The sequence below is a fragment of the Actinomadura luzonensis genome, assembly GCF_022664455.2.
In the GTDB taxonomy this organism is placed as follows: domain Bacteria; phylum Actinomycetota; class Actinomycetes; order Streptosporangiales; family Streptosporangiaceae; genus Nonomuraea; species Nonomuraea luzonensis.
Map to the genome: position 1 here is coordinate 4,917,742 of NZ_JAKRKC020000001.1, position 13,691 is coordinate 4,931,432.

The window sequence follows — 13,691 nt, forward strand, 5'->3', positions numbered from 1 at the left end:
CTTAGAGCTCCCTAACCATGTCTACGAAGTAACGGTGCACGCGCGTGTCCCCGGTGAGTTCGGGGTGGAACGAGGTCGCGAGCAACGGACCTTGACGGACCGCGACGATCCTATCCCCAGGCTCGCACATCGCCAGCACCTCGACGTCGCGGCCGACGGATTCGACCCACGGCGCGCGGATGAAGACAGCGTGCACGCGCTCGCCCGCGAAGTCCAGGTCCGCCTCGAAGGAGTCGACCTGGCGGCCGAAGGCGTTGCGCCGGACCACCATGTCGATGCCGCCGACGGTCTGCTGCCCGGCGATGCCGTCCTCGATGCGGTCGGCCAGCATGATCATGCCGGCGCAGGAGCCGTAGGCGGGCATGCCTTCCTTGATCCGCAGGCGCAGCGGTTCGAGCAGGTCGAAGGTGTCGGCGAGCTTCCACATGGTCGTGGACTCGCCGCCGGGGACGACGAGGGCGTCGACCGCGTCCAGCTCGGCGGGCCTGCGCACGGCGAGGGGCGAGGCGCCTGCCTCCTGAAGCATGCGCAGATGCTCGCGCACGTCTCCCTGGAGGGCGAGTACACCGATGGTGGGCACGGTCGATCCTTCCGTCCGGGTGCGGGTCCAGATATTCAACACCACGGGGGCCCGGCGTCTTCCGCCGCGGTCAGCCCGCGGTGACCGCGGGGGCGTCGTGCAGGGTGTGATCGGCGTCCACGCGGGACAGGGCGCGCAGGTGGTGGCGGCGGGCGTACAGGACGCCCATGCCGAGGAAACAGCAGACCGCGCCGAGCACGTACGGCACCGCGACGCCGATCTCCTCGCCCAGCTTGGTGGCGACGAACGGGGCCAGCGCGCCGCCCATCCAGCGCACGAAGTTGTAGCCCGCGGAGGCGACGGGCCGCGGCGCGTCGGAGACCTCCATGGCGGCCTCGGTGAAGACGGTGTTGTTGAGCCCGATCGGCAGGCCGGACAGCACGGTGCACACGACGATCCCGGCGTGCGCGCCGGTGCCGCCGAAGACGGCGATGCCGACCTGGAGGACGGCGAGCGCGCTCAGCGACAGGTGCAGCACGCCGACCGAGCCGATGCGGCGCTGCAGCGGCGGCGCGCCGAGGACGGAGGCGAGGGCGACGCAGACGCCCCAGCCGAAGAAGACGGCGCCGATCCCGTACGGCGACATGCCGAGGATGAACGGGGTGAAGGCGAGGACGGTGAAGAAGGCGAAGTTGTAGAACAGCGCGGTGAACGCGGTGGTGGACAGGCCGCCGTGGCCGAGTGCCCTGATGGGGGCGCTGAGCCGGGTCTTGACGGCCGGCTTGGGGGTGGCCTTGAGCAGCGTCACGATGAGGACGAGGCCGGCGGCCATGAGGGTGGCGGTGCCGAAGAACGGGGCCCGCCAGTTCCAGTCGCCGAGCAGCGCGCCGACGAGGGGCCCGGCGGAGATGCCGAGGCCGAGCGCGGCCTCGTACAGGATGATGGCCGCCTCCGCGCCGCCGCTGGCGGCGCCGACGATGACGGCGAGCGCGGTGGCCACGAACAGGGCGTTGCCGAGGCCCCAGCCGGCCCGGAAGCCGACCAGCTCGGCGACGCTGGTGGAGGTGCCGGCCAGCGCGGCGAACACGATCACCAGCGCCAGGCCGGCGAGCAGCGTCCGCTTGCCGCCGATGCGGCTGGAGACCCAGCCGGTGATGAGCATGGCCACGGCGGTCACCAGGAAGTAGCTGGTGAACAGCAGGGACACCTGGCTGGGGGTGGCGTGCAGGCCCTGCGCGATGCTGGGCAGGATGGGGTCGACGAGGCCGATGCCCATGAAGGCCACGACCGCGGCGAACGCGGTGGCCCACACCGACATCGGCTGGCGCAGGATGCCGCCGCGGGTCTGCGTGCCGGTCTGCATGTTGCTCCTTCTTGCTCAATTACCTTGCTTCATCGCGGCTGGCTGCGGCCGAGCTTGGCGAGGACGGGCAGCGCCGCCGCGAGCGTGGCCCGTTCCTCCTCGGTGAGCGCGGCCAGCTCCTCGGTGAGGTGGGCGATCCGCGCCACGCGGACGGCGCGCAGCCGCTCGCGGCCCTCGCCGGTGAGCTCGACCGTGCGCACGCGGGCGTCGGCGGGGTCGGCGCCGCGGGCGACCAGGCCGGCGTCCTCCAGCCGGTTGATCTGGACGGTCATGGTGGGCAGTTGCACGGCGTGCTCCTCGGCCAGCTCGGTCATGCGGCGCGGGCCGGGTTCGAGCGAGCCGAGCACGCCGTACTGCTGGCTGGTGAGCGGCTGGCCCGCGACCGTGCGCCGCAGGAGGAGGACCAGGTGGCGCAGCACGGTGGAGACCTGTTCTGCCAGGCCGGCGGGATCGTCCCTCATACTTAGCCGAACTAACTTAGCCTGGCTAATATTCCGGCCGCGAAAAGGCCCGGCGCCCCCTCCTGCGGGGGACGCCGGGCCAGAGGGGTCACGGGCGCTCGGTCTCCATCCGGACCGTGTCCTCCACGGTCATCTGGCGCTGGGCGCGCAGCGCCGGGTCGAGCGGGCGCAAGTACGTCTGCTGCACGCCGGGCACCCGGTCCTCGATCACGAACGAGGCGCGGGTGTAGACCTCGGAGCCGGGCACGGTGACCCGCGGCACGACCTTGAAGTCCGCCGTCAGCCGCTCGCGCTCGATCGTCGTGAGCACGTAGCCGCGCTGGTTGTTGTAGAACTTCAGGTGCGGGTTGATCGCCAGGTACGGGTGCGTCGCCGGGTCGGAGTCGGCGCCGTCGCCGGTCGTGGAGATCGAGGTGGCCACCAGCTCCGAGCCCACCGACGGCCCGGTCGGGTCGTCGTAGTCGAGCTTGAGGTCGCTGGCCCAGTGGGCGTGCACGTCGCCGGTGAGCACGACGGCGTTGCGCACCTTCGCGTCCACCCAGCCCTGGGTGATGCGCTGCCGGGAGGCCACGTAGCCGTCCCAGGCGTCCATACTGGTGACCTTGGCCGGGCCGGCGTTGTTGTCACGCTGGGCGAAGAACACCTGCTGGCCCAGGATGTCCCACTGGGCGCGCGAGTGGTGGAAGCCGTCCAGGAGCCACGCCTCCTGCTCGGCCCCCGTGATCGAGCGGGCCGGGTCCACGGCGGCCGGGCAGTCCTTGTAGCCGTCGCCGCAGCCCTGGTCGTCGCGGTACTGGCGGGTGTCGAGCATGTGGAAGGTGGCCAGCCGGCCCCAGCGGATGCGCCGGTAGAGCTGCATGTCGATGCCGCGCGGGATCGAGGTGCGGCGCAGCGGCATGTTCTCGTAGTACGCGCGGAAGGCGGCCTCGCGGCGGGCCAGGAAGTTCGGCTGCGGGACCTCGGGCTTCTCCGGCACCTCGTCGGCCCAGTTGTTGTCGAGCTCGTGGTCGTCCCACACGACCAGCCAGGGCGCGGCGGCGTGGGCGGCCTGGAGGTCGGGGTCGGCCTTGTACTGGGCGTGGCGCTGGCGGTAGTTCGCCAGGGTCTCGGTCTCGGGGCCCTCGTGGTCGCGGACGTTGCCGCCGGGGATCGTGTAGGTGTCCTTGGTGTACTCGTACTGGTAGTCGCCGAGGTGCAGGATCAGGTCCGGGTGCTCCTCGGCCAGGCGCCGGTAGGAGGTGAAGTAGCCGTGCTCGTACTGGGCGCAGGAGACGAACGCCATCGCCAGGGCGCCGCCGTAGGACAGCGGGTGCGGGGCGGTGCGGGTGCGGCCGACCGGCGACAGGTACGGGCCGACGCGGAAGCGGTACCAGTACTCGCGGTCGGCGGGCAGCCGGTCCACCTCGACGTGCACGCTGTGGCCCCACTCGGGCGCGGCCGTCGCGACGCCGGAGCGCACCACGCGGCGCAGCCGCTCGTCGGCGTAGACCTGCCACTGCACGACGAAGGGCCGCTGCGGCATGCCGCCGAGGCCGTCCTCGGCCAGCGGCTGCTGGGCGAGGCGGGTCCACAGCACGAAGCCCTCGTGGTCGGGGTCGCCGGAGGCCACGCCGAGCGTGAACGGGTCGGCGCGCAGCCCGCGCGAGGCCAGCGCCTGCGCGGTCTCGGCGCTGGGCTGCACGGTGGGCTCGTCGGCGTGGGCCGCGGTGGCGGGGAGGGCCGCGGCGGCGCCTGCCGCTAAACCGGTGACGAAGAAGTGCCGGCGGTTGAGCTGGGACATGTGGCGCTCCTGGGACGATCAAGGATGCGGGGACGCCCGTAGCCTGACTCAGGATCATGACTCCGCGGTGAACACCACACAACACGAAAAAGGCGACATCCTTCGCGGATGCCGCCTTGATCGGAAATTTCCGTCAGCGCCGCCGGGCCCGCTCCTCCGGATCGTAATCCGCGAGCAGCACCGTGACCTGCGGCGACGCGCCGGGAAGCGTTACCAGCCGCGCTCCGCCAGCCGGTGCGGCTGCGGGATCTCATCGACGTTGATGCCGACCATGGCCTCGCCGAGGCCGCGCGAGACCTTGGCGATGACGTCGGGGTCGTCGTGGAACGTGGTGGCCTTGACGATGGCCGCCGCGCGCTTGGCCGGGTCGCCCGACTTGAAGATGCCCGAGCCCACGAACACGCCCTCGGCGCCGAGCTGCATCATCATCGCGGCGTCGGCCGGGGTGGCGATGCCGCCCGCGGTGAACAGCACGACCGGCAGCTTGCCGTTGCGCGCGACCTCGGCGACCAGCTCGTACGGCGCCTGCAGCTCCTTCGCGGCGACGTACAGCTCGTCCTCGGGCAGCGAGGAGAGCCGCTTGAGCTCGGCGCGGATGGTGCGCATGTGGGTGACGGCGTTGGAGACGTCGCCGGTGCCCGCCTCGCCCTTGGAGCGGATCATGGCCGCGCCCTCGGTGATGCGGCGCAGGGCCTCGCCGAGGTTGGTGGCCCCGCACACGAACGGCACGGTGAACTGCCACTTGTCGATGTGGTTGGCGTAGTCGGCCGGGGTGAGCACCTCGGACTCGTCGACGTAGTCGACGCCGAGCGACTGCAGCACCCGGGCCTCCATGAAATGCCCGATGCGGGCCTTGGCCATCACGGGGATCGACACGGCGTTGATGATGCCGTCGATCATGTCAGGGTCGCTCATCCGGGACACGCCGCCCTGGGCGCGGATGTCGGCCGGCACGCGCTCAAGGGCCATGACGGCGACCGCGCCGGCGTCCTCAGCGATCTTGGCCTGCTCGGGCGTGACGACATCCATGATGACGCCGCCCTTGAGCATCTCGGCCATGCCGCGCTTGACACGGGCGGTTCCGGTGACGGGGGTGCTTTCTGGCGTGCTGCTGGACACGGTCATCCTCACGGGCTCTCACGGCGGATCGGTACATTGTCAAGCCCATCGTAGGTCCTGGAGGACCCCTCCCCCGACATGCCAAGATGTCAGGATCAGCCGCGCATCTTGTACAACAAGGCGCCTATGGGATGACGGGCTTGCGGCTGGCGAGCGCCACCCAGACCTGCCCGGGCGCGAAGTTCATCGGCTCGCCGCTCTCCGTGGTGAACGTCGTGCCGGACTCCTCCGATTCCCGCTCCCAGCGTGCTTTGTAAGCTTTACCGTCGCGCAGCACGATCGCCGAGCCCTTGCCGGTGGTGTGCACGAGCGGCGTGTAGCTCTGGTTCTTGTCGTGGAACTCCGAGCGCTCGGTCTTGGTGTACTGCACGACGATCGTGGGCGCGCCGAGCTGCCCGCCCTCGGCGGCCATGTCCTTCTTTCCGTCCTGCCAGATCATCCACAGCTTGCGCTGCTCGTTCCAGGCGAAGGTGAAGCGGGCGGCGGGCCAGCGCACGGTGTAGGACTTCTTGTCGACCCCGCCCTCGGCCGGGGCCTCGCCGAAGGTGAAGCCGATGTCCTTGGCCTTGCTCGCCTTGGGGGCCGCCGCCAGCAGCCGCTTGGTGGTGGCGAACAGGTTGTAGGGGGCGAAGCGGCCGGGCTGGCGGAAGAACGCGCCAGGGTTGCGGGTGTCGCCGACGTCGAACAGCGACGCCTTGGCGACGTAGGGCAGCATCTTGGTCTGCACGCCCGAGTACGCGAAGGCGGGCTTGCCGAACATCGGCGTGAGGTGCAGGTCGGAGATGCGGGCGCTGCGCACCGGGCCGACCTTGGCCGGGAGCTTGGAGGAGAAGATCGCCATGAGCCGGGTCAGCCCGGCCTCGACCTGCTCGACGTAGACGATGTCGGCGCTCTTGAGCCCGAGCTGCGGCTTGCCGGCCGCGGTGTTCTCGATCTTGACCGCGAGCACCGGCTTGAGCGTGTCGTACGGCTTGCCGGTGAAGGGGTGCGCGGGCGCCGCCTCCTCGGGCTGCTCGCTGGGCGCGGCGGTGGCGGCCTGCGGGGCCTTGCCTGGCGCCTGCTCGTCGCCGCCGGAGCAGGCCGCCAGAGGCAGCAGCACGGCCGCTCCGGCCAGCGAGACCGAGATCATCCGGGGTAGCCGCACGTTGAACACTCCTCGCTCCATGCCTGGAAAAACGGCATGAGCTTACTGCTTCCCCCCAAATCAGGTCATTCAGTTGCCATGGTCGCGGGCGGATTGTCATCAATCTCGAAGAATTGCGGGAACTCGGTGTGGCCCGCCAGCCGCAGCACCCGGGCCAGCCAGCGGCGCTGCGCGGCCCGCGTGACGGCCACCGCGTTGTTGTAGAAGCGGCGGGCGTAGACCACCTTGGCCACCGCCGCGTCCAGCTCCTCCAGCAGGTCGGCGCCGCCGGGCGACTCGGCCAGCTTCTCCCTGAAGCGGTCCTGGTCCACGGCCGCGCGCAGGGCCCGCGACAGGTCGCTCTCGGCGTGCTCGCGCTCCTCGGGGCCGGCGATCCTGGCCTCGTGCGCCGCCGCGGCCAGCACCAGCGACGTGGCCGGGTCGAGCAGGCGCGAGCCGGCCAGCTCGAGCACCACCGCGCGGCGGCGGGTCAGCGCCGCGTCCATCGACTCGCGGGCCAGCTCCAGGCGGATGTGCAGGCGGTCGAGGCGGCCCGCGCGCCAGGAGACGTACACGGCGAGGAGCACCGCGACGAGGCCGGCGACCAGCACGACCATGGTGGAGGTCACAGGTCCTCCTCCACGCGCCCCGCGCCGGCCGCGGTGACGGTCTCGTAGACGCGCACGACGTCGCGCGCCACCGTGGACCAGTCGTACTTCCTGACCGCCACCAGCGCCTCCTCGGCCAGCTTGGCCCGGCGCTCGGGCGCGTCGAGCAGCGCGGCCGCCTCCCTGGCCAGCGAGGCCGCGTCGCCGTTGGCGAACAGCGCGCCCGCCTGGCCCTCGCCGAGCACCTTGCGGAAGGCCGGGATGTCGCTGGCCAGCACGGTCGCGCCGGAGGCCATGGCCTCGGCCAGCACGATGCCGAAGCTCTCGCCGCGGGTGTTGGGCGCGCAGAAGACGTCCACCGAGTGGTAGGCGCGGATCTTGTCGGCCTCGCTCACCATGCCGAGCACCGTCACCCGGTCGTGGAAGCGGCCGGGCACGCGCTCGTAGACGTCCTTCTCGTCGCCGGGCCCGGCGATCAGCAGCCGCACCTCGGGGCGCTCGGCGGCCAGCGCCGCGAACGCCTCCAGCAGGATCGGCAGCCCCTTGCGCTCCTCGTCCATGCGGCCGAGGAAGCCGATGGTGCGGCCGTCGGGGCCCCAGCCGTCCAGCGGCTCGGCCTGCGCGTAGCGGGCGACGGTCACGCCGTTGGGGATGAGCACGGCGTCGCCGCCGAACTGCTCGACCAGGCTCTTCCTGGCCGCGTCGGAGACCGCGATGCGGCCGCTCAGCTTCTCCAGGGCGCTGCGCAGCAGCGGCTCGGCCACCGCGATCGCCCGCGAGCGGGTGAAGGAGGCGTGGAAGGTCGCCACGATCGGCCCCCTCGCCGCCCAGCAGGCCAGCACGCCGAGGCTCGGGATCAGCGGCTCGTGGATGTGCAGCACCTCGAACCCGCCGGTGCGCACCCACCGCCGCACCCGCGCCGCCGACAGGAAGCCGAACGACATCCGCGCCACCGACCCGTTGTACGGCACCGGCACCGCCCGGCCCGCCCCCGTCACGTACGCGGGCAGCTCGTCGTCGTCGGCCGCCGGGGCGATCACGGACACCTCGTGCCCCTGCGCCATCAGCGCCTGCGCCAGGTCGTCGATGTGCTGCTTGACGCCGCCCGGCATGTCCCAGGAGTAGGGGCAGACGATGCCGACCCTCATCGGGCGGCCCCCGGCGGCAGGTCGTCCAGCCAGAGCCGCTGCAGCATGTGCCAGTCCTCCGGATGCTCGGCGATGCCCTTCTCGAACACCTCGGCCAGCCCCTGGGCCAGCGCGGCCACCTTCTCCTGGCGGGTGCCCTCGGCCGGCACCGGCAGCTCCTCGTGGATGTGGATGCCCCAGTCGTCGCCCACGAAGTAGACGGTGGCGGGCAGCAGCGCCGCGCCGGTCTGCACGGCCAGCAGCGGCGGCCCGGCAGGCATCTTGGTGGCCGCGCCGAAGAAGCGCACCTCCACGCCCGTGTTGGTGAGGTCGCGCTCGGCGGGCAGGCACACCACGCCGCCCTTGCGCACCCGCTGGGCGAGGGCGGCGAAGGTGTGGCCGTCGCCGCCGGTCAGCGGCAGCACCTCCATGCCGAGGCTCTCGCGGAAGGCGGTGTAGCGGCGGAACAACGACTCGGGCCTGAGCCGTTCGGCCACCGTCGTGAACGGGTGGCCGGCCTGCACCAGCCAGGCCCCGGCCTCGTCCCAGTTGCCCATGTGCGGCAGCGCCAGCACCACGCCCCGGCCGGCCGCCACCGTGTCGTGCACGTGCTCGGCCCCGATGACGTGGGTGCGGCGCAGGATCTCGGCCCCGCTCATGCTCGGCAGCCGGAAGACCTCGTGGAAGTAGCGGAAGTACGAGCGCATGCCCGCCCTGGCCAGCTCGCGCAGCTCACGGCCGCCCGGCTCCAGGCCGGTGACCCTGGCCAGGTTGGACTCCAGCCGCAGCACCGACTTGCCGCGCCGGGCCCACACCCGGTCGGCCAGCAGCCGGAAGACCGCCGCCGTGGGGCGCTCGGGCAGCAGCGGCACGAGCTTCCAGCCGGCCGCGAAGCCCGCGGCCACCACGCGGTCGCCGAACGACGTCTTCCCGCTCATCTCTCCCTCGCCTGCTCGTACACGTGCCACACCCGCTGGCCCACGGTGATCACGCTGGCCGCGGCCAGCAGCCACATCCCCGCCGCCAGCACGTACGGCACGCCGAGCCCCGAGAAGAAGGTCGCGACCAGCGCCACGACCAGCCGCTCCGGCCGCTCGGCCAGCCCGACGTCGGCCGTGAGCCCGAGCCCCTCGGCCCTGGCCTTGGCGTAGGAGACCAGGGCGCCCGCGACCAGGCACGCCAGCGTGACCGACGCCATCAGGGTGTCGCCTCTGAGGACGAAATACAAGATCAGGCCGGCGAAGATGGCGGCGTCGGCGACCCGGTCGAGCGTGGAGTCGAGGAACGCGCCCCAGGTGCTGCCCCCCTTGCCGCCGAGCCGGGCCACCACGCCGTCGAGCAGGTCGAACAGCACGAAGACGGTGATCACGAGGGCGCCCCAGGTGAGCAGGCCCAGGGGGAAGAAGGTCAGGGCGGCCACGACGGTGCCGAGGGTGCCGATCGCCGTGACGGCGTCCGGGCCGATCCCGCGGCTCACGAGGGCCCTGCCCAGCGGGGTGAGTATCCGGGTCATGGCCGGGCGCAGGAGTTTGAGCATCGCCGTCCGATCGTAGGCCATCGGGAGGCGAGGCGGTTTCTTTGCCCCGCCCCCCTTGTGATATCCGCCACACGGGTATTTGGTGAACACACCGCGTCCATGCGGTTTCCAGCACGTTCCGCGGGGCGCGGCGCCGGGACGGACATCGACGTGCGGGAGGCTGATGTGGCGGAGAAGAACTCGGGCAACGCCGTGGGAGCCGCGGGCAGGGCACCCGCGGCCGACCGGGCGGATGCGATACGCAACGTCGTGCTGGTCGGCCACTCGGGAGCGGGCAAGACGACCCTCGTCGAGCAGCTGCTGGCCGCCACGGGCACCATCCAGCGCCCGGGGCGGGTGGAGGACGGCACCACGGTCAGCGACTTCGACGAGGTCGAGGTCAGGCAGCAGCGGTCGGTCAACCTGTCCGTCGCGCCGGTGACGCACAACGGCATCAAGATCAACCTCATCGACACCCCCGGCTACGCCGACTTCGTGGGCGACCTGCGGGCCGGGCTGCGCGCGGCCGACGCCGCGCTGTTCGTCGTGTCGGCCTCCGACGGCATCGACGGGCTCACCCAGATGCTCTGGGAGGAGTGCGCCCAGGTCGGCATGCCCCGCGCGGTCGTCATCACCAAGATCGACCACCAGCGCGCGAACGTCGAGGAGGTGCTCGCCACCTGCCAGGAGATCTTCGGCGACGGCGTCGCGCCGCTCTACCTGCCGGTGATCACCAACGGGCACGTCAACGGGCTGATCGGGCTGCTGACGCAGAAGTTCTACAACTACGCCACGGGCGAGCGCACCGAGAAGGAGCCCGGCGCCGACTACTCGGCGCAGATCGAGGAGCACCGCGGCGGCCTGATCGAGGGCATCATCCAGGAGAGCGAGGACGAGTCGCTCATGGAGCGCTACCTCGAGGGTGAGCCGATCGACGTCAAGGTCCTCATCGAGGACCTGGAGAAGGCCGTGGCGCGGGGCAGCTTCTACCCGGTGCTGTGCAGCGGCGCGGGCGTCGGCACGCAGGAGGTGCTGGAGGTCATCACGCAGGGCTTCCCCTCGCCGCTCGAACACCCCATGCCGGAGATCACCGACGTGTCCGGCAAGCCGGTGGGCGGCGTCGCCTGCGACCCCGACGGCCCCCTCGTGGCCGAGGTCGTCAAGACCACCAGCGACCCGTACGTGGGCCGCATCAGCCTGGTCCGCGTCTTCTCCGGCACGCTGCGCCCCGACATGACCGTGCACGTCTCCGGGCACGGCCTGGCCGAGCGCGGGCACGAGGACCACGACGTGGACGAGCGCGTCGGCGCGCTGTCGTGCCCGCTCGGCAAGCACCAGCGCCCGATCCCCAAGGGCGTGGCGGGCGACATCGTGGCCGTGGCCAAGCTGTCGCGGGCCGAGACCGGCGACACGCTCTCCGACGTGGAGCGCCCGCTGCTGATGACCGCCTGGACGATGCCCGACCCGCTGCTGCCGGTGGCGATCAGGCCCAAGTCCAAGGCCGACGAGGACAAGCTGTCGCAGGCCCTGTCGCGGCTGGTCGCCGAGGACCCGACGCTGCGGCTGGAGAACAACGCCGAGACCAAGCAGCTCGTGCTGTGGTGCATGGGCGAGGCCCACACCGACGTGCTGCTCGACCGGCTGTCCAAGCGCTACGGCGTCGAGGTCGAGCGGATCGAGCTGCGGGTGCCGCTGCGCGAGACGTTCGGCGGCCGGTGCCAGGCGATGGGCCGCAACGTCAAGCAGACCGGCGGCCACGGCCAGTACGCGATCTGCCACATCGAGGTCGAGCCGCTGCCCTCCGGCGGCGGGTTCGAGTTCGTCGACAAGATCGTGGGCGGCGTGGTGCCGCGGCAGTTCATCCCGTCGGTGGAGAAGGGCGTGCGGGCCCAGATGGAGCGCGGCGTCGTCGCCGGCTACCCGATGGTGGACGTGCGCGTCACGCTGTACGACGGCAAGGCCCACTCGGTCGACTCCTCCGACATGGCCTTCCAGATCGCCGGCCAGCTCGCGCTGAAGGAGGCGGCGGCGAAGGTGCCGACGCTGCTGCTGGAGCCGGTGGACGAGCTGTCGGTGCTGGTGGCCGACGACTACGTGGGCTCGGTGATGTCCGACCTGTCGTCGCGGCGCGGGCGGGTACTCGGCACGGAGCCCGTCGGCACCGGGCGCACGCTGGTGCGGGCCGAGGTGCCCGAGCTGGAGATCACCCGGTACGCCATCGACCTGCGCTCGATGTCTCACGGGACGGGCACGTTCACGCGCTCGTTCCTGCGCTACGAGCCACTGCCGCCGAACCTGGCGAGCAAGGTGGCGGCCACGGACTGAGCGTGCACCGAGCTGGGGAGCCGGGAGGGCAAATCGGGTCCCTCCCGGCCCAGACCTAGCGAACTATCACAAAGGCATCACAGTTTCATTTCTTTTCTTTTGGACCGATCACCGGCTCTGAGCTGCCACACTGGGTGGCACTATGCGAACTGGACGCCCGCTCCTGGCCGCCGCCGCTCTCGCCGTCGCCACCACCACGGCCGCCTACCTGTTCGGCCCCGGAGCCGGAGAGAGCCCCGCCGCGAGCAAGAAGAAGACGACCACCGCCGAGAGCACCACCGAGAGCACCACCGCCGCCGAGGGCGCCGCCGACAGCGCCGCCGCGGCCGCCTGCAAGCCCGACGCCCGCTACCCCAAGCGCCAGCTGCGCGGCGTCTGGATCGCGACCACGACCAACCTCGACTGGCCCGCCAAGCCGGGGCTGTCGCAGGCGCAGCAGCAGGCCCAGTACGTCAAGATCCTCGACGCCGCCGTCAAGCGCCGCCTCAACGCGGTCTTCGTGCAGGTCAGGCCCGCCTCCGACGCCATCTACAAGTCGTCGCTGGAGCCGTGGTCGAAGTTCCTGACCGGCACCGCGGGCAAGGACCCCGGCTGGGACCCGCTCCCGTTCCTCATCGGCGAGGCCCACAAGCGCGGCCTGGAGTTCCACGCCTGGTTCAACCCGTACCGCGCCGCCTACGAGTCAGACGTCTCGCAGCTCCCCGCCGGCCACCCGGCCAGGCAGCACCCCGGCTGGGTCGTCAAGTACGGCGGCCGCCTCTACTACAACCCGGGCCTGCCGCAGGTGCGCGAGCACGTGGTCAAGGTCGTCGACGACGTCGTCAGCCGCTACGACGTCGACGGCGTGCACTTCGACGACTACTTCTACCCGTACCCGGGCGAGGGCGGGCAGTTCAACGACAAGGCCGCCTTCGCCAAGTACGGCAAGGGCCAGAGCCTGGCCGAATGGCGGCGGGGCAACGTCAACAAGCTGGTCGCCGAGGTCGACAAGTCCGTCCACGCCCGCAAGAGCTACGTGAAGTTCGGCATCAGCCCGTTCGGGATCTGGCGCAACAAGGCCCAGGACCCTGCTGGGTCCGACACCTCCGGCATGTCCGCCTACGACTCGATCTACGCCGACGCCCGCGCCTGGATCAAGGCCGGCACGGTCGACTACATCATGCCGCAGCTCTACTGGCCGCGCGGCTTCGCCGCGGCCGACTACCGCGAGCTGATGCCCTGGTGGGCCGGCGCCGTCAAGGGCACCGGCGTGCACCTGTACATCGGCCAGGCCCTCTACCGGGTCGGCGCCGACCAGTCCTGGTCCAAGGCGGGCGAGCTGGCCGGGCACCTGTCGCTCAACCGCAAGTACCCCGAGGTCAAGGGCGACGTCTACTTCAGCGCCAAGAACCTCCTGGCCAACCCGCTGGGCGCGATGGACCGCGTGGTCAAGGAGTTCTACAGCCGCCCGGCGCTGCTGCCGCTGATGAAGGACCGCGGCGGGCAGGCCCCGGCCAAGCCGGCCGGCGTGCGGGCGAACGGCCGCACGCTGTCGTGGACGGCCGCGCAGGGGGCCCGCGCGTACGCGGTCTACCAGGTGCCGCAGTCCGGCGACGACTGCCACGCCACCGACGCGCGCAGCCTGGTCGCCGTCGTCACCAGCCCGTCGTACCAGGCCAAGGCCGCCGGGACGTACCTGGTCACCTCGCTCGACCGGCTCACCCACGAGAGCAAGCCGGCACGCGTCAAGGTGAGCTGACCCGGACGGCC

Annotated in this window: 12 protein-coding genes; 2 read left to right on the forward strand and 10 right to left on the reverse strand. The window is 71.5% G+C overall.

What is annotated here, in order from left to right; translation table 11 throughout:
• Window position 1 precedes the first annotated feature (1 nt).
• The 10 genes from pdxT to pgsA all read right to left on the reverse strand — a co-directional run bounded on the left by pdxT (window position 2) and on the right by pgsA (window position 9,638).
• Entirely contained in the window at window positions 2–580 is a 579-nt protein-coding gene (gene pdxT, locus MF672_RS23375) for a pyridoxal 5'-phosphate synthase glutaminase subunit PdxT (RefSeq protein ID WP_242371364.1), read from the reverse strand.
• 70 nt (window positions 581–650) lie between these two features.
• Entirely contained in the window at window positions 651–1,883 is a 1,233-nt protein-coding gene (locus tag MF672_RS23380) for an MFS transporter (RefSeq protein ID WP_242371362.1), read from the reverse strand.
• Window positions 1,884–1,912: 29 nt separating this feature from the next.
• Window positions 1,913–2,344, reverse strand: a complete 432-nt coding sequence (locus MF672_RS23385) for a MarR family winged helix-turn-helix transcriptional regulator (protein ID WP_242371360.1) — start codon at window positions 2,342–2,344, stop codon at window positions 1,913–1,915.
• Between the two features lie 88 nt (window positions 2,345–2,432).
• Window positions 2,433–4,124, reverse strand: a complete 1,692-nt coding sequence (locus MF672_RS23390; protein WP_242371358.1) for an alkaline phosphatase D family protein — start codon at window positions 4,122–4,124, stop codon at window positions 2,433–2,435.
• 210 nt (window positions 4,125–4,334) lie between these two features.
• The gene (pdxS, locus tag MF672_RS23395) at window positions 4,335–5,249 is read right to left on the reverse strand and encodes a pyridoxal 5'-phosphate synthase lyase subunit PdxS (protein WP_242371508.1); all 915 of its coding nucleotides are present in this window, start codon (window positions 5,247–5,249) and stop codon (window positions 4,335–4,337) included.
• Between the two features lie 118 nt (window positions 5,250–5,367).
• Window positions 5,368–6,387, reverse strand: a complete 1,020-nt coding sequence (locus MF672_RS23400) for a DUF3048 domain-containing protein (RefSeq protein ID WP_242371356.1) — start codon at window positions 6,385–6,387, stop codon at window positions 5,368–5,370.
• A 65-nt stretch (window positions 6,388–6,452) separates the two neighbouring features.
• Window positions 6,453–6,983, reverse strand: a complete 531-nt coding sequence (locus MF672_RS23405) for a hypothetical protein (protein ID WP_407654778.1) — start codon at window positions 6,981–6,983, stop codon at window positions 6,453–6,455.
• An 8-nt stretch (window positions 6,984–6,991) separates the two neighbouring features.
• The gene (locus MF672_RS23410; RefSeq protein WP_242371352.1) at window positions 6,992–8,122 is read right to left on the reverse strand and encodes a glycosyltransferase family 4 protein; all 1,131 of its coding nucleotides are present in this window, start codon (window positions 8,120–8,122) and stop codon (window positions 6,992–6,994) included.
• Window positions 8,119–9,039: a phosphatidylinositol mannoside acyltransferase gene (locus tag MF672_RS23415; RefSeq protein WP_242371351.1), complete on the reverse strand. Its 921-nt coding sequence runs from the start codon at window positions 9,037–9,039 to the stop codon at window positions 8,119–8,121. Before MF672_RS23415 ends, MF672_RS23410 begins: the two co-directional genes overlap by 4 nt.
• On the reverse strand, window positions 9,036–9,638 hold the full coding sequence (gene pgsA / locus MF672_RS23420) for a phosphatidylinositol phosphate synthase (protein ID WP_242371350.1): 603 nt from the start codon (window positions 9,636–9,638) through the stop codon (window positions 9,036–9,038). Before pgsA ends, MF672_RS23415 begins: the two co-directional genes overlap by 4 nt.
• Window positions 9,639–9,803: 165 nt before the next feature.
• On the opposite strand from pgsA, the gene MF672_RS23425 reads away from it, so the two are divergent.
• Both MF672_RS23425 and MF672_RS23430 read left to right on the forward strand, forming a co-directional pair.
• Entirely contained in the window at window positions 9,804–11,942 is a 2,139-nt protein-coding gene (locus tag MF672_RS23425; protein ID WP_242371506.1) for an elongation factor G-like protein EF-G2, read from the forward strand.
• Between the two features lie 142 nt (window positions 11,943–12,084).
• Window positions 12,085–13,680 (forward strand): glycoside hydrolase family 10-like protein, encoded by a 1,596-nt coding sequence (locus tag MF672_RS23430; RefSeq protein WP_242371349.1) that lies wholly within the window; start codon window positions 12,085–12,087, stop codon window positions 13,678–13,680.
• Window positions 13,681–13,691: the final 11 nt, after the last annotated feature.